The sequence below is a fragment of the Pseudomonas sp. NBRC 100443 genome, assembly GCF_030268185.1.
Lineage (GTDB): Bacteria > Pseudomonadota > Gammaproteobacteria > Pseudomonadales > Pseudomonadaceae > Pseudomonas > Pseudomonas citronellolis.
The window spans coordinates 140,578-163,149 of sequence record NZ_BSQE01000007.1 but is presented as its reverse complement, the minus strand read 5'-3'; the positions used below and the strand labels follow the sequence as shown (position 1 = coordinate 163,149).

The window sequence follows — 22,572 nt, the reverse complement described above, 5'->3', positions numbered from 1 at the left end:
GCTTCGCTCCACCCATCCGACGAAAAGCGTTCCGTGCGGAGAAAACCCCATGCTTGAACTCATCCTCGGCGGCGCCCGCTCCGGCAAGAGCCGTCTGGCCGAGCGCCTGGCCCGGGACAGCGGCCTGCCGGTCACCTATTTCGCCACCGCGCAGGCCGGCGACGGCGAGATGGGCGAGCGCATCCGCCAGCACCGCGACCGCCGTCCCGCCGAATGGGGCCTGGTGGAGGAGCCGCTGCACCTGGCTCGGGCCCTCGCCGAGCACGCCGCGCCGGACCGCTGCCTGCTGGTGGACTGCCTGACGCTGTGGCTGACCAACCTGCTGCTCGCCGACGACGGCGCGCACCTGCAACACGAAGTGAACGAACTGCTGGCCACGCTGCCGGCCCTGCCGGGCCGCATCCTCCTGGTCAGCAACGAAACCGGGCTGGGCGTGGTGCCCCTGGGCGAGCTGACGCGGCGCTACGTCGACGAGGCCGGCTGGTTGCACCAGGCCCTGGCCGAGGCCAGCGAGCGGGTGCTGTTCACCGTCGCCGGCCTGCCCATGACCCTCAAGGGAGACCCCGTATGAGCCTGCAATGGTGGCGCGAAGCCTGCCAACCCACGGACCGCGTGGCGCGCGACAAGGCCGCCGCGCGCCAGGACCAGTTGACCAAGCCGCGCGGCGCCCTGGGCCGCCTGGAAGAGGTAGCCGTGCACCTGGCCAGCCTGCAGGGCCGCGAGCGGCCGAGCCTGGAGCACCTGTGGATCGCCCTGTTCGCCGGCGACCACGGCGTGGTGGAGGAGGGCGTCTCGGCCTACCCGCAGGCGGTGACCGGCGAGATGCTACGCAACTTCGTGCGCGGCGGCGCGGCCATCAGTGTGCTGGCCCGCGACCTGGGCGCGCGCCTGGAAGTGATCGACCTGGGCACCGCCGTGCCCCTGGAACCGCTGCCCGGCGTGCTGCACCTGATGGTCGGCGCCGGCACCCTGAACTTCGCCCGCGAGCCGGCGATGACCGCCGCGCAGTGCCTGATCGCCCTGGAAGCCGGGCGCGAATCCGTGCGCCGCGCGCAGCAGGCCGGCAGCGAGCTGTTCATCGGCGGCGAGATGGGCATCGGCAACACCACCTGCGCCGCAGCCCTGGCCTGCGGCCTGCTGGGCGAGCGCGCGGCTGCCCTGGTCGGCCCCGGCACCGGGCTGGATGCGCAAGGCGTGGCACACAAGGCCGAGGTCATCGAGCGCGCCCTGGCCTTGCATGGCGGGCACTGCGCCGAGCCCTTCGAGGCCCTGTGCCGCCTCGGCGGCTTCGAGGTGGCGGCCCTGGCCGGCGCCTACCTGGCCTGCGCGCAGAAGGGCATCGTCGCCCTGGTGGACGGCTTCATCTGCAGCGTCGCGGCGCTCTGCGCGGTGCGCTTCAACCCGCAGTGCCGCGACTGGCTGCTGTTCGCCCACAGCGGCGCCGAGCCCGGCCACCAGCGCGTGCTCCAGGCCCTGGAGGCGCAGCCGCTGCTGGACCTGGGCCTGCGCCTGGGCGAGGGCAGCGGCGCCGCCCTGGCCGTGCCGCTGCTGCGCCAGGCCTGCCGGCTGCACGCCGGGATGGCCACCTTCGCCGAGGCGGCGGTGTCGGACCGCCCGGCATGAGCCTGCGCCTGGACCTGCTGCGCCACGGCGAAACCGAACTGGGCGGCGGCTTCCGCGGCCGCCTGGACGACGCCCTGACCGCCGCCGGCTGGGCGCAGATGCAGGCCGGCCTGGGCCTGGAGCAGCCCTGGGAGGCCCTGGTCAGCTCGCCGTTGCGCCGTTGCGCCGCCTTCGCCGAGCGCCTGTCGGCCGCAAGCGGCCTGCCGCTGCAGCTGGAACCGGACCTGCGCGAGATGGATTTCGGCGAGTGGGAAGGGCTTTCCGCAGCTAAGCTGATGGAGACTGATAGCGATGCGCTAGCCCGCTTCTGGAACGACCCCTACGCCTTCACCCCGCCGGGCGGCGAACCGCTCGCGGCCTTCGAGGCGCGGGTGTTCGCCGCCCTGCAGCGGCTGTACGCGACGCATGCCGGAAAGCACCTGCTGCTGGTGACCCATGGCGGCGTGATGCGCCTGCTCGGCGCGCGCGCCCAGGGCCTGCCGCGCGAGCAGTTGCTGCAGGTGAGCGTCGCCCACGGCGAACGACTGGCGCTGCGCATCGAGCCGCAGGCCGGCGGCTGGAGCATCCAACCGGTCGAGTCCGCCGTGAGCGCGCCCCGATGAGCAACCTGTTCCTGCCGTTGATCGCCCTGCAGTTCCTCAGCCGCATCCCGATCCGCCTGGGCGAGGTGCCCACGCCCGAGCAGTTCGGCCGCGCCACCTTGTTCTACCCGCTGGTAGGCGCGCTGATGGGCGGCGGGCTCTACGCCCTGGGCTACTTCTTCGGCGAGACCTACCTGCTGCTGCACGCCGCGTTGCTGCTGGCCGTGTGGGTGGCCTTCAGCGGCGCCCTGCACCTGGACGGCCTGGCCGACACCGCCGACGCCTGGGTGGGCGGGCTGGGCGACCGCGAGCGCACCCTGGCGATCATGAAGGACCCGCGCAGCGGCCCGGTGGCGGTGGTGGTGCTGGTAGTGCTGTTGCTGGTGAAGTTCTGCGCCATCGCGGCGCTGCTCGACGCCCACCACTTCTGGGCCCTGCTGCTGGCGCCCTGGCTCGCGCGGGTGGCCCTGCCGCTGCTGTTCCTCACCACCCCCTACGCCCGCCCCGGCGGCCTCGGCCAGGCCCTGGCCGACCACCTGCCGCGCCGCGCGCTGCCCTGGATGCTGGCGTTCAACGCCGCGCTGATGCCGCTCACCGGCCTGAGCGGCCTGGTGGCGCTGGTGGTGGCGCTGGCGGTGTTCCTCTGGTGGCGCAACCGGCTGATGGCGCGGCTGGATGGCACCACCGGGGATACGGCGGGGGCTTTGGTGGAGTTGGTGGAGTGTGCGGTGTTGGTGGGGTTGGCGATTTAGGGTCGAGGGTAATCAGTCGGTCAGGCCGGTGTGTTGGGTTGGCGCCGCCCCTCTCCCTAACCCTCTCCCTGAAGGGAGAGGGGACCGTTCGGAGCGCTTGGATATTCCTGAGTCAGCCGGCAACACCGAGGGTTTCCGGCTGAAACCATTCCTTCTCTCGGCACGGACAAGCCCCCTCACCCTTCAGGGAGAGGGGGCCGTTCGGAGCGCTTGGATATTTCTGAGTCAGCCGGCAATGCCGAGGGTTTCCGGTTGAAACCATTCCTTCTCTCGGCACGGACAAGCCCCCTCTCCCTTCAGGGAGAGGGCTGGGGAGAGGGAGCGGACTTCCCGCCGGGCACCTCACCCCAAGGCGAACACCCTCACCCCAACGTCTCCGGCGGCGCCTCGTAGCTCCCCGACTCATAGCTCACCCCATGCCTCATCTTCGGCGGCGCATCCCCCGCATGCAGGCTGGTGACCGTGTCGATGATGGTCTTGTCTTCCAGCGTCATGCGGTCGAGCATCCTCAGGTGGGCGATCCAGTTGTCCACCAGGAACACCTCCTGCCAGGCCTCCTTGTCGCTGATGTCGCGGTACAGCGCCCAGCGTTCGGCGCCGTTGCGCAGGCGCAGGCGGCGCAGCGCCTTGGCCGCGCGGACGAAGTCGCGGGTGCGCTCGGCCGGGATGCGGTATTCGATGGTCACCAGCACCGAGCCGCGCTGGGTGTCGAAGACGAAGGTCGGCTCCCCCGGCAGGGTGCTGGGCGCGCGGGCGATGCTGCCGGGGTTGAGTTCCGGCAGGCGCGAGTTGTACAGCAGCGCCACCGACACCAGCAGCAGGCAGCCGGCGGCCAGCAGCGCGCCCTGCACGCCCAGGGTGCCGGCGAAGTGGCCCCAGAGGAACGAGCCCAGCGCCAGGCCGCCGTAGATGGCCGTCTGGTACAGCGCCAGGGCGCGCGCCTTGACCCAGTCCGGCACCAGTATCTGCACCGCCGAGTTGTAGCTGGCCACCGCGGCTATCCAGCAGCTGCCGCCAAGGATGAGAGCGGGGAACAGCACCCAGAGGCTGTCCACCGTGCCGAGGATGAGCAGCACCAGGCCGAGGGTGCCGCCGCCCAGGCTGATCAGCCGGCTGGTGCCGATCACCTTGCGCAGGCGGCCGACCAGGGTGCTGCCGAGGATGGCGCCCAGGCCCAGGGCGCCGAGCATGTAGCCGTACACCGAGGCGTTGCCGTCGGGGTTGCGGTGCGCCAGCAGCGGCAGCAGCGCCCAGACCGCGCTGGCCGACAGGCCGAACACCGCCGAGCGCAGCATCACCAGGCGGGTGACGCTGGAGTACTGGGTGAAGCGCAGCGCCGCCACCACCCCTTCGACGATGTGTTCCGGCGGCAGGGTGCGCTTGGGTACCTCGCGGCGCCATTGCCAGATGGCCCAGATCAGCGAGGCGTAGCACAGGCAGTTGAACAGGAACACCCAGGGCGCGCCGGTGGCCGACAGCAGCAGGCCGCCGATGGCCGGGCCGACCGCGCGGGCGACGTTGTAGTTGACGCTGTTGAGCAGCACCGCGTCGCCCACCAGGCGCGCCGGCACCTGCTCGTTCACCGCCGCCTGCCAGGCCGGGATGGTGATGGAGCTGCCCAGGGACAGCCAGAGGATGGAAGCGATCAGCAGCAGCGGGTCGAGGTAGCCGAGGAATGCCAGCAACGTCACCAGGGCGGCGCCGGACAGTTCGATGGACAGGCCGACGAGCATGATCTTGCGCCTGTCGTGGTTGTCCGCCAGCACCCCGGAGAGGATCGACAGCAGCACCAGCGGCAGCGCCGAGGCGACCTGGATCATCGCCACCATCAGCGGGCTGGCGTGGGCCTCGGTGACCACCCAGGCGGCGGCCACCGACTGCGCCCAGGTGCCCAGGTTGGCGAACAGGTTGCAGATCCAGATGATGCGGAAGGCCGCGATGCCGAACGGGGCGAGCACACCGCTGCGCTGGGGATCGGCCTCGTTCTTCAGCGGCAGGTCGTTCTTCGGTGAAACGGATTGCAGCATGGGGGAAATGCCTTCTTGCGATGGCCGGCGACGACGGCGCCCTGCCGGCAGGTCATGCCCGGCAAGTGTAGTGGCTGGCCCCGCGCTCGCCATTGATGATGGTCAGCCTGGCCTTATCGGTGAATCGCCCTGGCCCTCTGCGACAGTGCCCCGCGGCGCCGGGGTTGCTAGGCTGCGGGGCATCGTCCGAGAAGAGTGGAGACCCCATGAGCCACCGGTTGCGCATTTGTCTGCTGCTGTCCCTGCTGATCCTGCCGCGTTGCCTCTGGGCCTGGTCCAACCATGCCCTGGGCAGCTACCTAGCCCTGGCGCAATTGCCTGCCGTGGCCACTGCGCCGGCGGTGCCCATGGAGTCGCTGGAAGCCTTCCTCGCCGCCGAGCGCGAGGGCCTGGTGCCATTGCTCGACGAGCAGGAGCGCTTCGCCCGCGAGCACTTCCGCCAGTACCCGGCGCGGCCCGACGCGCTGCGCTTCACCGGCTCGGAGCAGGACCTGCGCCTGGCCTTCCTCACGGCCCTGCGGCTGAACCCGGAGATCAAGCTGGCCAACGCCATCCAGCCCGAGCCGGGGCACGACCAGCCCGGGCGGCCGCACCTGAAGGCGTCCGACGTGCTGGTGTTCCGCGACCTCGCCGGCTGGGCGCGCTGGCGCTTCATCGCCCTGCAGCCGGGCGAGCCCGTTTCGGCCCTGGCGGTGCTGGCCAGCGCCACGGACGAGCCGGACTTCGGCCACGACATCCACCTGTTCAGCGACAGCCCCGGCGCGGCCGGCCAGCGCTATGGCTTCGGCCCGCAGCCGTTCGGCGACCCGGGCTACGAGTTCAGCTCCCAGGCGCCATTCCACATGGGCTTCTACCACGAGTCGCCGATCATCTTCGCCGGCGCGCCCTACCTGCAGCGCAGCTGGCCGGAATGGCGCGCCTACCAGTTCCACGGCCTGGCGCGCTACGCCTTCGAGCATGGCCACCCGTACTGGGGCTACCGCTTCCTCGGCTGGTCGATGCACTACATCCAGGACCTGACGCAGCCCTACCACAGCACGCCATTGCCCGGCGAAACCACTGCCAGCATGTTGTGGACCGCGCTCAAGGCCATGGCCGGCTTCGACGCCGACAAGAAGGCCGCCATCCGCCGCGTGGCCAGCCGCCACCTGGGCGTGGAGCGCTACCAGCTGGACTGGCTGCTGGAGTCGCTGCGCAAGCCGCAGGCGTCGGCGTTGCTCGCCGCCTATGCCGATACCTCCGGCGACGACGGCTATCCGGCGTATTCGGCCGATTACCCGCGGGAGGTGGTGGCGGCCGAATCCCATGCCCATGCGGCGGCCTTCGATGCGGCGATCGGTCATTGGCTGGCAAGGGTCCCGGCAGATGCCGGCGTCGGTTTCAGCGCCGGCAACGAACTGGCGCCGCTGCAGCACGATGCGCAGCTGGACGAGCAGTTACTGGCGTTGATCCGGGCGTTCGGGGCGCACAGCCGCAACCTGGCGAGGTCGGTGCTGCAGCGTTAGGGAAGGGGGAAGGGAGAGAACCTGCAACGCGCCGCGAAGGGGGCGTGGACCCTTCGCGGTTGCGTTCCGGATGGGCCTAGCCGCCAGTGCAGCCGTTGCCCCAGACCTGGTACTCGATGGTGTGACGCTCGCCCTTCGAGTCTTCGTAGGTCATCTGCGCGGGCACGACCCCGCACTGGTTGGAGACGTCGGTGGTGGAAACCACGTGGGCGACGTCCAGGTTCATTCCGTAGGTGTATTGCTCCACTGCCGGACTCTGAGGTTGGGCAGCCTCGTCCGCTTGCGCAGCGAGGGCGAGCGAGGAGAAGCCGGCCAGGGCCAGAACGACTAGGGCTTTCATGAATTTTCCTGCCTTTTTCCCGAGCGGGAGCCGCATCCGGGCGCACGCGGCCAGGACGAAGTTCATCGGCTTCATCGGGAAGATGTCTTTAGGGATGTTGCGATCGGGTTCTTGGGTGTTGCGGCGCGCTTCAACAGCAAGCAAATGGTAGGTCCGCGGCGGGCATATTCATATGCCTGGAAGCCAGAAATACCTCGTACTAATAGGCAACAATCCAGCAGCGGCGCGGGTTTGCGGGGAGCGCGCGGGCATAATGACGCTGCGCGGTCGTGTCGCAGCCGTTGCGCGATAGGGGCTGGTGTAGCGGGCCCTGCCCGCGATTTCGCGCGCAGGGCGCGCTCCTACATGGAGTCGCGCCGGTGGGTCCGGCTATCGCGGACAAGGTCCGCTACGACCGTGCTTCCTGGAACCGTGGGAGCAACTGTCTTGCGGGCCGCACCGAGACGCTCTTCGTAGGATGGGTTGAGCTTGCGAAACCCATGCGGTTGCGGTGATGGGTATCGCTTCGCTCAACACCATCCTACGAAAAGCCACGCTCGCTCATGCGGTAGGAGCGGACTCTGTCCGCGATTCGCGCGCAGGGCGCGCTCCTACAGGTGGGGCACGGCGCGCGGCTTTCTCAACCCCGCGAGCTCTCCCGCAGCGGCGAGCTGGGGTCGAGCAGCGAGGTGCGGATGAAGTGCAGGTAGCTGCACATGCGCCGCAGCGGCGAGGTGTCGAAGTGCGGCGGGCGCGGTTCCTGGGTGCTGCGGGTGCTGTGGATGGCGTGCTCCACCGCCGCCAGGGCGCGCAGGCGGTTGTGCTCGCTGGGCTGGATGAACAGGCGGATCAGCGCCCGGCCCATGGCGCGGATGGCGCGGCGCCAGGGCATGTGCTCGGCGTACCAGGGCTCGTCGGGCAGCACCGCCTGTTCGCGGCGCAGCTCGATGATCGCCAGGCCCACCTCCTGCACCTGGAACATCCAGCGCAGCAGCCGGCGCTGCACGTCGGGGCGGCCGCTGGCCAGGCCGTAGGCCTGGTTGAGCAGGTCGCGGGTGCCGCTTTCGAAACCGGCCGACAGGCCCTTCAGCGGGTCGCTGATGGTGTGCACCACGCGCATGCGCAGTTCGGCCTCCAGGCGCTCCCACAGCCAGGGGCGGTTGGGCGGCAGTATCACCATCGCCGCCACCACAGCCATGCCCATGGACAGCAGCATGGCCAGATATTCGTTGATGAAGGTGTAGGCGTCGTAGCGCGCCAGGTTGGCCGGCAGCGAGGCGATGCAGAACCACACCAGCAGGCCCACGCCGTAGCCGCTCCACTGCGGGCGGGTGATGAGGAAGGCGCCGAGGGCGAACACCGGCGCCAGCGCCATGCACAGCAGCGGGAAGCCATCCAGGTGCGGCAGCACGCGGAAGGTGAGGATGAAGCCCAGCGTGGCGCCCAGCAGGGTGCCGAAGGTCAGCTGCAGCGACAGGCGCTTGGGGTTGGGCGAGGCCGAGGACAGCGCGGCGATCAGCACCGAGGTGAGGGCGAAGGTGGCGCCGCTGAGCCACGAAGTCTCGATCCAGAACACCCCGCCGACCAGCACCAGCAGCGCGCAGCGCAGCCCGGCGACGGCCGCGGCCACGGCGTTGGCCTTGGGCGTGAAGCGTTCCTTCCACTGCTCGCGGGCGTGCCGGTGGGCGGCCAGGGAGGCGTGGGTCTGGGCGTAGTCGTGGAGGTCGCCGGCGAAGCGGAACAGCAGCTCGGCGGCGGTCTCGAAGTCCAACTGGTCGGCTTCCCGCGGGCAGGCGTGGGCGAGCCTGGCGCGGGCCTCGCGGATCTGCGGCATCAGCTGCTGGCGGCAGTGTTCCAGCTGGGCGGCGAGAAAGGCCGCGTCGGCGTCGCGCAGCGGCCGGCCATGCCAGCCGGCGAGCAGCCCGCCGACCTCCACCAGGCACGGCATCAGCACTTCCAGCACGGCGCCGGCCTGGCGTTCGCGCAGGCGGTCGAGCAGGCGCTGCAGGGCGTGGAAGCGCGTGGTCAGCTGCATGAACTCGCTGTTCAGACGCGCCAGGCGGCCGCTGCGCAGGCGCATGTGCGGGTCTTCGAAGGCGGTGACGTTGCGCAGGTTCTCCAGGCCCACGGCCTCGGCGGCGATGCGCGCGGCGGCCTGCTCGAAGCGGGCGTGGTCGAGGGTGCCTTCCAGGCCGGCGGCGGCCAGCCCGGCGAAGTCGCCGAAACGTGTGTCCAGGGCATTGCGCAGCACGGCGCTGCTGGTCTGCGGCAGCACCAGGGCGCTGACCAGGCCGGTGCAAAAGATGCCCAGGGTGATCTCCAGCACCCGCCACAGCGCCGACATGAAGGCGCCTTCCGGGTGCAGGGTGGCGGGGATGCCGATCATCACCGCGGTGTAGCCGGCCAGCAGGCAGGCGTAGGCGCGGAAGTCGCGGTAGCGCGCGGCGCCGGCGGTGCACAGGCCGACCCAGATCGACACGCAGAGCAGGAACAGCACGCGTTCCTGGGCGAACAGGGCGATGAAGGTGACCATCACCGTGAGCCCGGCCAGGGTGCCGAGGATGCGGTAGAAACTCTTGGCCAGGACCTGCCCGCTCTGCGGCTGCAGCACGATGAAGGCGCTGACCAGCACGGTGTTCGGCTGCGGCAGCTCCAGGCGGTAGGCCAGCCACAGGGCGAGGAAGGCGGTGAGCAGGGTCTTGCCGATGAACACCCAGGTCACCCCGTCGCTATGGGCCCAGGCGGACGCCGCCTGGCGCAGCGCGTCGGCGCCGGGCAGGCGCGCGCTGATGCGGGTGAGGCTGTTCATCGGGGCAGCGGCGAGTCGGGAACTGTGCAACCACAGGGCTGCGGGAAGGGCGACGGAGCAGGGGCGAAACGAGCCTGGCGCGTATGGCGGAACACAGCTGTGAATCCTGGGAACTGCGGAGGGGCCGCGGTGGGGAGGCGATTCTAGAAAACCGCCGGAGGCAGGATAAGCTGACAGTTGGGCGAATTATTGTTGCCTGAAAAACAACAATTCGCCGTGGGCAGTTATGCGACAATTCGCCGCCTGTCGCGAATCTGTAACAAGACTTTGCTGTAGCCGGCATCGCCCGGCACGGCGCGCGGACAGGCTCTCAGGAGAAATGATGGACCTGCTGCACAACATGCGTGCCTTCGTCTGTGTCGCCGAGACCGGCAGCTTCACCGCCGCCGCCCAGCGCATGGACCTCACCACGGCCTACGTCTCGCGTACCGTGGCCAAGCTCGAAGCCCACCTGCGTACCCGCCTGCTGCACCGTACCACCCGCCGCATCGCCCTCACCGAGGCCGGCCAGCGCTACCTGCTGCGCTGCCAGCAGATCCTCGGCTACATCGAGGAAGCCGAGGCCGAGGCCAGCGACGCCCACTCGCGCCCGGCCGGCAAGCTCAAGGTGCATGCCATGACCGGCATCGGCCAGCACTACCTGATCAAGGCGATCTCCCAGTACTGCGAGATGTACTCGGAAGTCAGCTTCGACCTGACCTTGGCCAACCGCACCACCGACATCCTCGACGAGGGCTACGACATCTCGGTGGTGATCGCCCCCGAGCTGCCCGACTCCGGCTTCGTCTCCAAGCGCCTGGGGCAGACCCACAGCGTGCTCTGCGCGGCGCCCGCCTACGTGACGCGACATGGCTCGCCCAAGGTGCCGGCGGAACTGGCCGCGCACCGCTGCCTGCGCCTGGTGAACAGCGTGATGTCGCTGGATAAGTGGCTGTTCCACGGCCCGGACGGCGAGGAGCTGGCGCACATCGACCACACCCACTTCCAGGTCAACACCGCCGATGCCCTGACCGAGGCGGTGGTGGCCGGCATGGGCATAGGCGCGCTGCCGGTGTACTCGGCGGTGGAGGGCCTGCGCAACGGCAGCCTGGTGCGGGTGATGCCCGGCTACAGCCTGTTCCACCTGAACATCTACGCGCTCTACCCGTCGCGGCAGTTCCTCGATGCGAAGATCCGCACCTGGGTCGAATTCCTCCGCGACTGCATCCCCGGCATGCTCGCCGAGGACGAGCAACTGATGCTCGAACACAGCGCGCGCCTGCCCAACTGAGGCGCCAGGCCGCCTGAATCGCGCCGCCCGCCCGGGCGGCGTACTTTTTCACAAATGCCTCACCACGGCCGGTTGTGGGACTTTTCGTAGCCGCATTCCGATCTGCCGAACGCTGCCTTGGGAAAAGGTGAATTCACCGAACGCTGCCGCTGCGTCAGTCTGGGTTGCCCAGGCCGCCCGGCGGCCGGTCTCACCGATACAAGAACAAACCGAGGGTGAAGCAATGTTTGGTTCGAAGCTGCGGGCGCTGCTGGGCGCCCTGATGGTGCTTGGCGCCGCTATGGCGCACGCTGCCGATGCCCCTGTGGTGATCAAGTTCGCCCACGTGGTCGCGGACAACACGCCCAAGGGCCAGGGCGCGCTGCTGTTCAAGAAGCTGGCCGAGGAGCGCCTGCCCGGCAAGGTGCGGGTGGAGGTGTACCCGAACTCCTCGCTGTTCGGCGACGGCAAGGAGATGGAGGCGCTGCTGCTGGGCGACGTGCAGATGCTGGCGCCGTCGCTGGCCAAGTTCGAGCAGTACGCCAAGCCGTTGCAGATCTTCGACCTGCCGTTCCTATTCGACGACATGGCCGCCGTCGACCGCTTCCAGGCCGGCCCGGCCGGACGCAAGCTGCTGACCTCGATGGAGGACAAGGGCATCACCGGCCTGGCCTACTGGCACAACGGCCTGAAGGTCATGTCGGCCAACAAGCCGCTGCGCGAGCCCCGCGATGCCCGCGGCCTGAAGTTCCGCGTGCAGGCCTCCGCGGTGCTGGAGGAGCAGTTCAAGGCGGTGCGCGCCAATCCGCGCAAGATGTCCTTCGCCGAGGTCTACCAGGGCCTGCAGACCGGCGTGGTCAACGGCACCGAGAACACCTGGTCGAACTACGAGAGCCAGAAGGTCAACGAGGTACAGAAATACATGACCGAGTCCGATCACGGCCTGATCGACTACATGGTCATCACCAACACCAGGTTCTGGAACGGCTTGCCGGCGGACATCCGCACCCAGTTGCAGGCGATCCTCGACGAGGTCACGGTGTCGGTGAACCAGCACGCCGAGAAGCTCAACCAGGACGCCAAGAAGGCGATCGCCGCCTCCGGCACCTCCGAGATCATCGAACTGACCCCGCAGCAGCGCGCCGACTGGCGCGAGGCGATGCAGCCGGTGTGGAAGAAGTTCGAGGGCGACATCGGCGCCGACCTGATCAAGGCCGCCCAGGACGCCAACCAGGGTTGAGCCACGCGCGGGCGGGGCAGCGTTCGCCGCCCGCGCCCGCAGCACCCGCACGAGCCCACCACCACAGCCTACGGAGACTTCCATGACGGCCCTTCGGCGCGCCTGGGATCACTTCGAGGAGGGCTTCATCGCCTTCCTGCTGGCGGCCATGACCCTGGTCACCTTCGTCTACGTGATCCTCAACAACCTCTACACCCCGTTCTACAGCCTGGCCGACCGCTGGGAGGCCGGCAGCGAAACGCTGTTCGCCATCGGCGACTTCATCATCGGCCTGGCCCAGTCCATGACCTGGAGCGTCGCCCTGACCAAGGCGCTGTTCGCCTGGCTGATCTTCTTCGGCCTGGCCTATGGCGTGCGCACCGCCGGCCACATCGGTGTCGACGCCCTGGTCCGGCTCGCGCCGCGCCCGCTGCAACGCCTCATCGGCCTGGTCGCCTGCCTGTGCTGCCTGGGGTATGCCGGGCTGATCGCCGTCGGCAGCTTCGACTGGGTGCGCACCCTGTTCATCGCCGGCATCGGCGCCGAGGACCTGGGCCACTATGGCGTGCGCCAATGGCACATCGCGTTGATCGTGCCGCTGGGCTACGCCCTGGTGTTCATCCGCTTCCTCGAGATCCTCGTGCGCATCCTGCGCGGCCAGCAGACCGGCCTGGGGCTCGCCGACGAAGCCGCCGACGCACTGAAGGTCAAGGAAGACGAGGGCCGCAGCCAATGACCGTTCTGTTCCTGTTCCTCCTGCTCTTCGTACTGATGTTCATCGGCGTGCCGATCGCCGCTTCGCTCGGCCTGGCCGGCTCGATCACCATCATGCTGTTCAGCCCCGACTCGGTGCGCTCGCTGGCGATCAAGCTGTTCGAGACCAGCGAGCACTACACGCTGCTGGCGATCCCGTTCTTCCTGCTGTCCGGCGCCTTCATGACCACCGGCGGCGTGGCCCGCCGGCTGATCGACTTCGCCAATGCCTGCGTCGGCCACATCCGCGGCGGGCTGGCCATAGGCGCAGTGCTGGCGTGCATGCTGTTCGCCGCCTTGTCCGGCTCGAGCCCCGCCACCGTGGCCGCGGTCGGTTCCATCGCCATCGCCGGCATGGTCCGCTCCGGCTACCCGCAGGCGTTCGGCGCCGGCATCATCTGCAACGCCGGCACCCTGGGCATCCTCATCCCGCCGTCGATCGTCATGGTGGTGTACGCCGCCGCCACGGAGCAGTCGGTGGGCAAACTGTTCATGGCCGGCGTGATCCCCGGGATACTGCTGGGCGTGGTGCTGATGGTGGCGATCTACCTGGTGGCGCGCTACCGCAAGCTGCCGGCGCTGCCGCGGGCCAGCCTGGGCGAATGGCTGCGCTCGGCCCGCGAGGCGCTCTGGGGCCTGCTGCTGATCGTGATCATCCTCGGCGGCATCTACACCGGGATGTTCACCCCGACCGAGGCGGCCGCGGTGGCGGCGGTCTATGCCGGCCTGGTGGCGATCTTCGTGTACCGGGACCTGCGCATCCGCGAAGTGCCGCGGGTGCTGCTGGAGTCGGGCAAGCTGTCGATCATGCTGATGTTCATCATCGCCAACGCCATGCTCTTCGCCCACGTGCTGACCACCGAGCAGATTCCCCAGCAGATCACCGCCTGGGTCCTGGACCAGGGCTTCAGGCCCTGGCAGTTCCTGCTGGTGGTGAACCTGGTGCTGCTGGTGGCCGGGGCCTTCATGGAACCCTCGGCGATCATCCTGATCCTGGCGCCGATCCTGTTCCCGATCGCCATGCAGCTGGGCATCGACCCGATCCACCTGGGCATCATCATGGTGGTGAACATGGAGATCGGCCTGATCACCCCGCCGGTCGGCCTCAACCTGTTCGTCACCTCGGCGGTGACCGGCATGCCGCTGACCGGGGTGGTCCGCGCGGCGACGCCCTGGCTGATGATCCTGCTGCTGTTCCTGATCCTGGTCACCTACGTGCCCTTCATCTCCCTCGCGCTGCCGCAGGCGCTGGGCATGTGACGCATTGCCGCAGGCCCCGTCGGCCGGGCTGATGGGGCCTATCACTACGACTAAGGATTGGTAAGACCATGGTCGTATGGTCCCTGCGCACCCCGGCCGTTACAACTTGGTCCCAACAAGAACAACACTCCGAACCGAGGTAATGCGTCATGAGTGCGGCATCCGTGTATCCCGTGCGTCCCGAAGTGGCCGCCAATACCCTGACCGACGAAGCCAGCTACAAGAAGCTGTACCAGCAGTCGGTGGTCAACCCCGACGGCTTCTGGCGCGAGCAGGCCCAGCGGGTGGAGTGGATCAAGCCCTTCACCAAGGTCAAGCAGACCTCCTTCGACGACCACCACGTCGACATCAAGTGGTTTGCCGACGGCACGCTCAACGTTTCCTACAACTGCCTGGACCGGCACCTCGCCGAGCGCGGCGACCAGTTGGCGATCATCTGGGAAGGCGACGACCCGTCCGAGCACCAGGAAATCACCTACCGCCAGTTGCACGAGCAGGTCTGCAAGTTCGCCAACGCCCTGCGCGGCCAGGACGTGCACCGCGGCGACGTGGTGACCATCTACATGCCGATGATCCCGGAAGCCGTGGTGGCCATGCTCGCCTGCACCCGCATCGGCGCCATCCACTCCGTGGTGTTCGGCGGCTTCTCCCCCGAAGCCCTGGCCGGGCGCATCATCGACTGCCGCTCGAAGATCGTGATCACCGCCGACGAAGGCGTGCGCGGCGGCAAGAAGACCCCGCTCAAGGCCAACGTCGACGACGCCCTGACCAACCCGGAAACCAACAGCGTGCAGAAGATCATCGTCTGCAAGCGCACCGGTTCGGACATCAAGTGGAACGCGCACCGCGACGTCTGGTACGAAGACCTGATGAAGGTCGCCGGCACCACCTGCGCACCCAAGGAAATGGGCGCCGAGGACCCGCTGTTCATCCTCTACACCTCCGGCTCCACCGGCAAGCCCAAGGGTGTGCTGCACACCACCGGCGGCTACCTGGTGTACGCCTCGCTGACCCATGAGCGGGTATTCGACTACCGCCCTGGCGAGGTCTTCTGGTGCACCGCCGACATCGGCTGGGTCACCGGCCACAGCTACGTGGTCTACGGCCCGCTGGCCAACGGCGCCACCACCGTGCTGTTCGAAGGCGTGCCGAACTACCCGGACATCACCCGCGTCGCCAAAATCGTCGACAAGCACAAGGTCAATATCCTCTACACCGCGCCCACCGCCATCCGCGCCATGATGGCCGAGGGCAAGGCCGCGGTCGAAGGCGCCGACGGTTCCAGCCTGCGCCTGCTGGGCTCGGTGGGCGAACCGATCAACCCGGAAGCCTGGCAGTGGTACTACGAGACCGTCGGCCAGTCGCGCTGCCCGATCGTCGACACCTGGTGGCAGACCGAGACCGGCGCCTGCCTGATGACCCCGCTGCCGGGCGCCCACGCGCTGAAGCCGGGCTCCGCCGCCAAGCCGTTCTTCGGCGTGGTGCCGGCGCTGGTGGACAACCTGGGCAACATCATCGAGGGCGCGGCCGAGGGCAACCTGGTGATCCTCGACTCCTGGCCGGGCCAGGCGCGCACCCTGTACGGCGATCACGACCGCTTCGTCGACACCTACTTCAAGACCTTCAAGGGCATGTACTTCACCGGCGACGGCGCCCGCCGCGACGAGGATGGCTACTACTGGATCACCGGCCGCGTCGACGACGTACTCAACGTCTCCGGGCACCGCATGGGCACCGCCGAGATCGAGAGCGCCATGGTCGCCCACCCGAAAGTGGCCGAGGCCGCGGTGGTCGGCGTGCCGCACGACATCAAGGGGCAGGGCATCTACGTCTACGTCACGCTGAACGCCGGCGAGGAAGCCAGCGAGCAACTGCGCCAGGAACTCAAGGCCTGGGTGCGCAAGGAGATCGGCCCGATCGCCACCCCGGACGTCATCCAGTGGGCCCCGGGCCTGCCGAAGACCCGCTCGGGCAAGATCATGCGCCGCATCCTGCGCAAGATCGCCACCGCCGAGTACGACGCCCTGGGCGACATCTCCACCCTGGCCGACCCGGGCGTGGTGCAGCACCTGGTGGACACCCACCGGGCGATGAAAGCCGCCTGATCCGCCTCCGCAACGAAAAACGCCCCGGCTTGCCGGGGCGTTTTTCTTTCTTCCACTGTAGGACAGACCGAGCCAGAATGCTCTTCGTAGGAGCCATGCTCGCCTGTAACGTAGGAGCAACTGTCTTGCCGGCTGCGCCGAGGTGCTCTTCGTAGGATGGGTTGAGCTTGCGAAACCCATGCGGTGGCGGTGATGGGTATCGCTTCGCTCAACCCATCCTACGGGGCTTCCCTGGAACTGTAGGAGCGGACCTTGTCCGCGATAGCCGACCGTCCCGGCGCGATTCGCGGATGAGATCCGCTACGCCACCCCACCCACGCCATTCCCATGTAGGAGCGCGCCCTGCGCGCGAATCGCGGGCAGGGCCCGCTCCTACAGGTTGATGCCCGACGCCGAATGGCATGCGGTAACACCTCCCGCCACGCTGCGACAAAATGAGGCGCCTGGAAACATTTCGCACGCTTTCTATGCGCCTTTTCTGAACTCCAGAAAACTACCCCAGGCTGGAGGCCGCGTATTCATTGAGGTGTCCATTAATTGGCTCGATACCTGCAATGAAAATTGGTTTTACTCTTCCCGCCTTGATCACCTAAAATCCGCCCCGTCAAGATGTCGGAGCCCGCTCTCCGGTGCTTCTATAATTAGTTGTCGCATTGAAGAAATAACCGCCCAGGGGCTGTCGCTAGAATGCCGCTCACCCTGGATGGCGTGGTTTTCCACGAGAAACCCGCCACGGCAATGCGCGCAGACGACAATAACCTTCACTTCTGCACGGGCAGCCTGGGCCAACCCCTTTCTCCTGCCAATCGAAGTCCTACCCTCGAAGGAGTTACTGATGAAGAAGTTCGCACTTCTCGGCGCGCTGGCGCTCTCCGCTATCACCGCTATGGCCCACGCCGACGACAAGCCCGTGCGTATCGGCATCGAAGCGGCCTACCCGCCGTTCTCCTTCAAGACCCCCGATGGCCAGCTGGCCGGCTTCGACGTCGACATCGGTAACGCCCTGTGCGAAGAGATGAAGGTCAAGTGCACCTGGGTCGAGCAGGAATTCGACGGCCTGATCCCGGCGCTGAAAGTGCGCAAGATCGACGCCATCCTCTCGTCGATGACCATCACCGACGAGCGCAAGAAGTCCGTGGACTTCACCAACAAGTACTACAACACCCCGGCCCGCTACGTGATGAAGGAAGGCTCGGCGCTGAACGACCCGCTGACCGACCTCAAGGGCAAGAAGGTCGGCGTGCTGCGCGGCAGCACCGCGGATCGCTACGCTTCCGGCGAGCTGACCCCGGCCGGCGTGGAAGTGGTGCGCTACAACTCCCAGCAGGAAGCCAACATGGACTTGGTGGCCGGCCGCGTGAACGCGGTGGTCGCCGACTCGGTCAACCTCGACGACGGCTTCCTCAAGACCGACGCCGGCAAGGGCTTCGCCTTCGTCGGCCCGCAACTGACCGACGAGAAGTACTTCGGCGAAGGCGTGGGCATCGCCGTGCGCAAGGGCGATAGCGCCCTGGCCGGCAAGTTCAACGCGGCCATCGCCGCGCTGCGCGCCAACGGCAAGTACAAGCAGGTCCAGGACAAGTACTTCAAGTTCGACGTCTACGGCTCGAACTGATCCCTGACTGGAAAGTGGCGCAAACCCGGGCCGAGGCCCGGGGACCGTTGCCGTTTCGGCGCGAGTTGCGTTGCTGCGACAAATGACGCCAGGCTAGGCGCGGGATGCAGGCAATGGTGTTCCCTTGCCAAATCCCGCAACGACGCATGGCGTCATTTGCCGCGCAACCCGAAGGGACGGGCTATTTTTTGTGCGGGGGCCTCGCTCGCTGTTCATCTGGGATGACCGAGCCGTGACGCGTGCACCTTGCCCCGCGCAAAAAATTGTTCCGTCGCGGCCGTGACGAAACGGTAACGGTCCCTGCTGTTTGTGCCACTTTTTTATTGGGCGGCGGACGCTGGGCGACCGCGGCCGGTTTTCCCGGGCTCCGTGGCCCGTCGTTCTGCGTTCGCCGCTGCGGCGAGCGGTTGCATGAGGTGCTGACCATGTTCAACGGTTACGCGGCCACCATCGTCGATGGTGCCTGGCTGACCCTCCAGCTCGCCCTGTTGTCGATGGCCCTGGCGGCGGTGCTCGGCCTGGTCGGCGCGGCCTTCCGCCTGTCGCCGGTCAGGTGGCTGGCCTGGTGCGGCGACGCCTACTCCACGGTGATCCGCGGCGTACCCGACCTGGTGCTGATCCTGCTGATCTTCTACGGCGGCCAGGACCTAGTGAACCGCGTCGCGCCGCTGCTGGGCCACGACGACTACATCGACCTCAACCCCTTCGTCGTCGGCGTCGGCACCCTCGGCTTCATCTTCGGCGCCTACCTCTCGGAAACCTTCCGCGGCGCCTTCATGGCCATCCCCAAGGGTCAGGCCGAGGCCGGTTTCGCCTACGGCATGAGCCACCTGCAGGTGTTCTTCCGCGTGCAGGTGCCGCAGATGATCCGCCTGGCCATCCCCGGCTTCACCAACAACTGGCTGGTGCTGGTCAAGGCCACAGCGCTGATCTCGGTGGTCAGCCTGCAGGACATGATGTTCAAGGCCAAGCAGGCCGCGGACGCCACCCGCGAGCCGTTCACCTGGTACCTGTTCGTCGCCGCCCTCTACCTGGTGGTGACCAGCGTCTCGCTGCTGTTGCTGCGCTTGCTCGAGCGCCGCTACTCGGTGGGCGTCAAGGTCGCGGATTTGTAAGGGGAGCCACGCGATGATCTTCGACTACACCGTCATCTGGGAAAACCTGCCGCTGTACTTCAGCGGCCTGCTGGTGACCCTCAAGCTGCTGCTGATCTCCCTGGCCGTGGGCCTGCTGCTGGCCGTGCCGCTGGCGCTGATGCGGGTGTCCAAGCGCCCGGCGGTGAACCTGCCGGCCTGGCTCTACACCTACGTGATCCGCGGCACGCCCATGCTGGTGCAGCTGTTCCTGATCTACTACGGCCTGGCCCAGTTCGAGACGGTGCGCAACAGCGTGTTCTGGCCCTGGCTGTCCAATGCCAGCTTCTGCGCCTGCCTGGCCTTCGCCATCAACACCAGCGCCTACACCGCGGAAATCCTCGCCGGCAGCCTCAAGGCCACGCCCCATGGCGAGATCGAGGCGGCCAAGGCCATGGGCATGTCGCGCCTGAAAATGTACCGCCGCATCCTCCTGCCCTCGGCGCTGCGCCGCGCGCTGCCGCAGTACAGCAACGAGGTGATCATGATGCTGCAGACCACCAGCCTGGCTTCCATCGTCACCCTGGTGGACATCACCGGCGCCGCGCGTACCGTGAACTCGCAGTACTACCTGCCGTTCGAGGCCTTCATCACCGCCGGGGTCTTCTACCTGATCCTGACGCTGATCCTGGTGCGCCTGTTCAAGGCCGCCGAACGCCGCTGGCTGGCCTACCTGGCGCCGCGCAAGCACTGAGGCGGAGGAGGGGAACATGCAACGCATCGATCACCTGTTGCCCTGCGCCAGCCTCGGCAGCGAACGCCGCCTGAGCCTGTTCCGCTACGGCGCCGGCCCGCGCAAGGCCTACATCCAGGCCAGCCTGCACGCCGACGAGCTGCCGGGCATGCGCACCGCCTGGGAGCTGAAGCTGCGCCTGGCCGCGCTGGAGGCCGAAGGCCGCCTGCTGGGCACGGTCGAGCTGGTGCCGGTGGCCAACCCCATCGGCCTCGACCAGTGGCTGCAAGCCAGCCATCTCGGGCGTTTCGAGGCGAACAGCGGGCAGAACTTCAACCGCGGCTTCGTCGACCTGGCATCCCTGGTCGAGCCACGCATCGCCGGCCAACTGGGCGCCGATGCCGAGGCCAACGTGCAACTGATCCGCCAGCACATGCGCGAAGTCCTCGACGCGCTGGCGCCGGCCACCTCCGAGCTGCAAGCCATGCAGCGCCTGCTGCTGCGCCATGCCTGCGACGCCGACGTGGTGCTCGACCTGCACTGCGACTTCGAGGCCTGCATCCACCTCTACGCCATTCCCCAGCACTGGCCGCAATGGCGCTCCCTCGCTGCACGGCTGAAGGCGGGCGTGGCGCTGCTGGCCGAGGACTCCGGTGGCAACTCCTTCGACGAATCCTGCTCGCTGCCCTGGCTGCGCCTGGCCCGTGCTTATCCACAGGCCGCCGTGCCTGCGGCATGCATGGCCACCACAGTCGAGCTGGGCAGCATGGGCGATACCCGCGTCGAGCAGGCGCGCGACAACGCCGAGGCGATCCTGGCCTTCCTCGCCGAACAGGGGCTGATCGCCGGCGAATGGCCGCAAGCGCCGGCCGAATGCTGCGAAGGCATGCCCTTCGAGGGCACCGAATACCTCGCCGCGCCCCATGCCGGGGTGGTCAGCTTCCTGCGCCGCGCCGGCGACTGGGTGGAGAAGGGCGAGGCGCTGTTCGAGGTGGTGGACCCGTTGAACGACAAGGTCAGCACCGTGTGCGCCGGAACCGCCGGCGTGCTCTTCGCCCTGGAGCGGGGGCGCTACGCGCTGGCGGGACACTGGATGGCCAAGGTGGCCGGGCGCGAGCCGTTCCGTACGGGCCGGCTGATCAACGACTGAATTCGAGTAACCGACATGTACAAACTGGAAATCCAAGACCTGCACAAGCGCTACGGCACCCACGAAGTGCTCAAGGGCGTTTCCCTGGCGGCGAAAGCGGGCGACGTGATCAGCATCATCGGCTCCTCCGGCTCGGGCAAGAGCACCTTCCTGCGCTGCATCAACCTGCTGGAGCAGCCCCACGCCGGCAAGATCCTGCTCAACGGCGAGGAGCTGAAGCTGGTGCCGAACAAGGACGGCGCGCTCAAGGCCGCCGACACCCGTCAGCTGCAGCGCATGCGCTCGCGCCTGTCGATGGTGTTCCAGCACTTCAACCTGTGGTCGCACATGAGCGCCCTGGACAACGTCATCGAGGCGCCCGTGCACGTGCTCGGCGTGTCGAAGAAGGAAGCCCTGGAGAAGGCCGAGCACTACCTGGCCAAGGTCGGCGTGGCGCACCGCAAGGACGCCTACCCGGCGCACATGAGCGGCGGCGAGCAGCAGCGCGTGGCCATCGCCCGCGCCCTGGCCATGGAACCGGAGGTGATGCTGTTCGACGAGCCGACCTCGGCGCTGGACCCGGAGCTGGTCGGCGAAGTGCTCAAGGTCATGCAGGACCTGGCCCAGGAAGGCCGCACCATGGTGGTGGTGACCCACGAGATGGGCTTCGCCCGCGAGGTCTCCAACCAGCTGGTGTTCCTGCACAAGGGCCTGGTGGAAGAGCGCGGTTGCCCGAAGGAAGTCCTGGCAAATCCTCAATCGGACCGCCTCAAGCAGTTCCTTTCCGGCAGCTTGAAGTAAGCTGTCCCCCGACGAAGTCGACAGAAGCCTCCGCATGACTGCCCAACGCATCGGTTTCCTGCTCTGGCCCCAGACCCGCGCGCTGACCCTGGCGCTCGCCGAGGAGGCCCTGCGGGTCGCCCGGCGCCTGCACCCCGAAGCGCTCTACGACCCGGTGTTCATGAACGCCGAGCAACCCGCCGAGGGCGAAGGCTGGCGCCTGCCGGGGCAGGCCTGGCAGGGCGTGCTGGAGCAGTGCCAGCGCGTCTTCCTGGTCGCCGACGAGGCGCCGCAGCAGGTTTCCGCGCCGCTGGCCGCCGCGCTCAAGCAACTGGCCCGCGGTGGCGCCAGCGTCGGCGCGCTGTCCGCCGGCATCTACCCGCTGGCCCAGCTCGGCCTGCTCGACGGCTACCGCGCCGCGGTGCACTGGCGCTGGCACGACGACTTCACCGAGCGCTACCCCAAGGTCATCGCCACCAACCACCTGTTCGAGTGGGACCGCGACCGCCTCAGCGCCTGCGGCGGCATGGCCGTGCTCGACCTGCTGCTGGCGGTGCTGTCCCGCGACCACGGCGCGGAACTGGCCGGCGCGGTGTCCGAGGAGCTGGTGGTCGAGCGCATCCGCGAGGGCAGCGAGCGCCAGCGCATCCCGCTGAAGAACCGCCTCGGCTCCAGCCACCCGAAGCTCACCCAGGCGGTGCTGCTGATGGAAGCGAACATCGAAGAGCCGCTGACCACCGACGAGATCGCCCAGCACGTCTGCGTGTCGCGTCGCCAGCTGGAGCGCATCTTCAAGCAGTACCTGACCCGCGTGCCCAGCCAGTACTACCTGGAACTGCGCCTGAACCGCGCGCGGCAGATGCTCATGCAGACCAGCAAGTCGATCATCCAGATTGGCCTGTCCTGCGGGTTCTCCAGTGGGCCGCACTTCTCCAGTGCTTACCGTAATTTCTTTGGCGTTACCCCTCGTGAGGACCGGAACCAGCGTCGTGGGCAGGGGGCTGCCGATGGTGCGCCGGGGCCTGGGGAGCGGGGGTGAG

At 68.0% G+C, this 22,572-nt stretch carries 19 protein-coding genes; 16 read left to right on the top strand and 3 right to left on the bottom strand.

The window, feature by feature from the left end; genetic code table 11:
• The first annotated feature begins 49 nt into the window (after positions 1-49).
• Genes cobU through QSJ95_RS11545 form a run of 4 tightly spaced genes read left to right on the top strand, consistent with a single transcriptional unit; the run spans position 50 to position 2,956 of the window.
• Positions 50-571, top strand: a complete 522-nt coding sequence (gene cobU, locus QSJ95_RS11560) for a bifunctional adenosylcobinamide kinase/adenosylcobinamide-phosphate guanylyltransferase (RefSeq protein ID WP_064582299.1) — start codon at positions 50-52, stop codon at positions 569-571.
• Positions 568-1,623, top strand: a complete 1,056-nt coding sequence (cobT, locus tag QSJ95_RS11555; protein WP_043267736.1) for a nicotinate-nucleotide--dimethylbenzimidazole phosphoribosyltransferase — start codon at positions 568-570, stop codon at positions 1,621-1,623. Before cobU ends, cobT begins: the two co-directional genes overlap by 4 nt.
• Positions 1,620-2,225 (top strand): alpha-ribazole phosphatase family protein, encoded by a 606-nt coding sequence (gene cobC / locus QSJ95_RS11550; RefSeq protein WP_043314229.1) that lies wholly within the window; start codon positions 1,620-1,622, stop codon positions 2,223-2,225. The genes cobT and cobC overlap by 4 nt, the downstream gene beginning before the upstream one ends.
• Positions 2,222-2,956: an adenosylcobinamide-GDP ribazoletransferase gene (locus QSJ95_RS11545; RefSeq protein WP_285642482.1), complete on the top strand. Its 735-nt coding sequence runs from the start codon at positions 2,222-2,224 to the stop codon at positions 2,954-2,956. The genes cobC and QSJ95_RS11545 overlap by 4 nt, the downstream gene beginning before the upstream one ends.
• A gap of 362 nt (positions 2,957-3,318) precedes the next feature.
• Here the strand turns inward: QSJ95_RS11545 and QSJ95_RS11540 are convergent, their stop codons facing one another.
• Positions 3,319-4,983 carry an MFS transporter gene (locus QSJ95_RS11540; protein WP_009618420.1) on the bottom strand — a complete coding sequence of 555 codons (1,665 nt, stop codon included), beginning with the start codon at positions 4,981-4,983 and terminating at the stop codon, positions 3,319-3,321.
• 206 nt (positions 4,984-5,189) lie between these two features.
• Here QSJ95_RS11540 and QSJ95_RS11535 point away from each other — a divergent pair, with 206 nt between their 5' ends.
• Positions 5,190-6,488 carry a phospholipase C/P1 nuclease family protein gene (locus tag QSJ95_RS11535; protein WP_285642481.1) on the top strand — a complete coding sequence of 433 codons (1,299 nt, stop codon included), beginning with the start codon at positions 5,190-5,192 and terminating at the stop codon, positions 6,486-6,488.
• 76 nt (positions 6,489-6,564) lie between these two features.
• Here the strand turns inward: QSJ95_RS11535 and QSJ95_RS11530 are convergent, their stop codons facing one another.
• Complete coding sequence (locus tag QSJ95_RS11530) at positions 6,565-6,828, bottom strand: DUF2790 domain-containing protein (RefSeq protein WP_009618416.1); 264 nt, start codon at positions 6,826-6,828, stop codon at positions 6,565-6,567.
• Between the two features lie 619 nt (positions 6,829-7,447).
• A complete protein-coding gene (locus QSJ95_RS11525) occupies positions 7,448-9,616 on the bottom strand; it encodes an FUSC family protein (protein WP_285642480.1) in 2,169 nt (722 codons plus the stop codon).
• A gap of 322 nt (positions 9,617-9,938) precedes the next feature.
• Here QSJ95_RS11525 and QSJ95_RS11520 point away from each other — a divergent pair, with 322 nt between their 5' ends.
• The 11 genes from QSJ95_RS11520 to argR all read left to right on the top strand — a co-directional run bounded on the left by QSJ95_RS11520 (position 9,939) and on the right by argR (position 22,571).
• Positions 9,939-10,886, top strand: a complete 948-nt coding sequence (locus tag QSJ95_RS11520; protein WP_043267728.1) for a LysR family transcriptional regulator — start codon at positions 9,939-9,941, stop codon at positions 10,884-10,886.
• Between the two features lie 223 nt (positions 10,887-11,109).
• On the top strand, positions 11,110-12,105 hold the full coding sequence (locus tag QSJ95_RS11515) for a TRAP transporter substrate-binding protein (protein WP_285642479.1): 996 nt from the start codon (positions 11,110-11,112) through the stop codon (positions 12,103-12,105).
• A gap of 82 nt (positions 12,106-12,187) precedes the next feature.
• The gene (locus QSJ95_RS11510; protein ID WP_285642477.1) at positions 12,188-12,820 is read left to right on the top strand and encodes a TRAP transporter small permease; all 633 of its coding nucleotides are present in this window, start codon (positions 12,188-12,190) and stop codon (positions 12,818-12,820) included.
• Complete coding sequence (gene dctM, locus QSJ95_RS11505; protein ID WP_043267724.1) at positions 12,817-14,097, top strand: C4-dicarboxylate TRAP transporter large permease protein DctM; 1,281 nt, start codon at positions 12,817-12,819, stop codon at positions 14,095-14,097. The genes QSJ95_RS11510 and dctM overlap by 4 nt, the downstream gene beginning before the upstream one ends.
• 149 nt (positions 14,098-14,246) lie before the next feature.
• Positions 14,247-16,202 (top strand): acetate--CoA ligase, encoded by a 1,956-nt coding sequence (acs, locus tag QSJ95_RS11500; RefSeq protein ID WP_058070230.1) that lies wholly within the window; start codon positions 14,247-14,249, stop codon positions 16,200-16,202.
• Between the two features lie 835 nt (positions 16,203-17,037).
• Positions 17,038-17,817 carry an L-arginine-binding protein AotJ gene (gene aotJ, locus QSJ95_RS11495; protein ID WP_009620740.1) on the top strand — a complete coding sequence of 260 codons (780 nt, stop codon included), beginning with the start codon at positions 17,038-17,040 and terminating at the stop codon, positions 17,815-17,817.
• Positions 17,818-18,242: 425 nt separating this feature from the next.
• Positions 18,243-18,932, top strand: a complete 690-nt coding sequence (locus tag QSJ95_RS11490) for an ABC transporter permease (RefSeq protein ID WP_009620741.1) — start codon at positions 18,243-18,245, stop codon at positions 18,930-18,932.
• Positions 18,933-18,945: 13 nt separating this feature from the next.
• A complete protein-coding gene (locus QSJ95_RS11485; RefSeq protein ID WP_285642474.1) occupies positions 18,946-19,644 on the top strand; it encodes an ABC transporter permease in 699 nt (232 codons plus the stop codon).
• Positions 19,645-19,660: 16 nt separating this feature from the next.
• Complete coding sequence (locus QSJ95_RS11480; RefSeq protein ID WP_285642473.1) at positions 19,661-20,773, top strand: succinylglutamate desuccinylase/aspartoacylase family protein; 1,113 nt, start codon at positions 19,661-19,663, stop codon at positions 20,771-20,773.
• 15 nt (positions 20,774-20,788) lie between these two features.
• Positions 20,789-21,553, top strand: a complete 765-nt coding sequence (gene aotP / locus QSJ95_RS11475) for an arginine/ornithine transport ATP-binding protein AotP (RefSeq protein ID WP_009620746.1) — start codon at positions 20,789-20,791, stop codon at positions 21,551-21,553.
• A 34-nt stretch (positions 21,554-21,587) separates the two neighbouring features.
• Positions 21,588-22,571 carry a transcriptional regulator ArgR gene (argR, locus tag QSJ95_RS11470; RefSeq protein ID WP_089391831.1) on the top strand — a complete coding sequence of 328 codons (984 nt, stop codon included), beginning with the start codon at positions 21,588-21,590 and terminating at the stop codon, positions 22,569-22,571.
• Position 22,572: the final 1 nt, after the last annotated feature.

Coding starts and splice junctions, on each gene's coding strand:
- QSJ95_RS11490 (WP_009620741.1), top strand. CDS start 18,243: ATGTTCAACGGTTACGCGGCCACCATCGTCGATGGTGCCTGGCTGACC.
- QSJ95_RS11510 (WP_285642477.1), top strand. CDS start 12,188: ATGACGGCCCTTCGGCGCGCCTGGGATCACTTCGAGGAGGGCTTCATC.
- QSJ95_RS11530 (WP_009618416.1), bottom strand. CDS start 6,828: ATGAAAGCCCTAGTCGTTCTGGCCCTGGCCGGCTTCTCCTCGCTCGCC.
- QSJ95_RS11540 (WP_009618420.1), bottom strand. CDS start 4,983: ATGCTGCAATCCGTTTCACCGAAGAACGACCTGCCGCTGAAGAACGAG.
- aotJ (WP_009620740.1), top strand. CDS start 17,038: ATGAAGAAGTTCGCACTTCTCGGCGCGCTGGCGCTCTCCGCTATCACC.
- cobU (WP_064582299.1), top strand. CDS start 50: ATGCTTGAACTCATCCTCGGCGGCGCCCGCTCCGGCAAGAGCCGTCTG.
- acs (WP_058070230.1), top strand. CDS start 14,247: ATGAGTGCGGCATCCGTGTATCCCGTGCGTCCCGAAGTGGCCGCCAAT.
- QSJ95_RS11480 (WP_285642473.1), top strand. CDS start 19,661: ATGCAACGCATCGATCACCTGTTGCCCTGCGCCAGCCTCGGCAGCGAA.
- cobC (WP_043314229.1), top strand. CDS start 1,620: ATGAGCCTGCGCCTGGACCTGCTGCGCCACGGCGAAACCGAACTGGGC.
- QSJ95_RS11485 (WP_285642474.1), top strand. CDS start 18,946: ATGATCTTCGACTACACCGTCATCTGGGAAAACCTGCCGCTGTACTTC.
- QSJ95_RS11535 (WP_285642481.1), top strand. CDS start 5,190: ATGAGCCACCGGTTGCGCATTTGTCTGCTGCTGTCCCTGCTGATCCTG.
- argR (WP_089391831.1), top strand. CDS start 21,588: ATGACTGCCCAACGCATCGGTTTCCTGCTCTGGCCCCAGACCCGCGCG.
- QSJ95_RS11545 (WP_285642482.1), top strand. CDS start 2,222: ATGAGCAACCTGTTCCTGCCGTTGATCGCCCTGCAGTTCCTCAGCCGC.
- aotP (WP_009620746.1), top strand. CDS start 20,789: ATGTACAAACTGGAAATCCAAGACCTGCACAAGCGCTACGGCACCCAC.
- dctM (WP_043267724.1), top strand. CDS start 12,817: ATGACCGTTCTGTTCCTGTTCCTCCTGCTCTTCGTACTGATGTTCATC.
- cobT (WP_043267736.1), top strand. CDS start 568: ATGAGCCTGCAATGGTGGCGCGAAGCCTGCCAACCCACGGACCGCGTG.
- QSJ95_RS11525 (WP_285642480.1), bottom strand. CDS start 9,616: ATGAACAGCCTCACCCGCATCAGCGCGCGCCTGCCCGGCGCCGACGCG.
- QSJ95_RS11520 (WP_043267728.1), top strand. CDS start 9,939: ATGGACCTGCTGCACAACATGCGTGCCTTCGTCTGTGTCGCCGAGACC.
- QSJ95_RS11515 (WP_285642479.1), top strand. CDS start 11,110: ATGTTTGGTTCGAAGCTGCGGGCGCTGCTGGGCGCCCTGATGGTGCTT.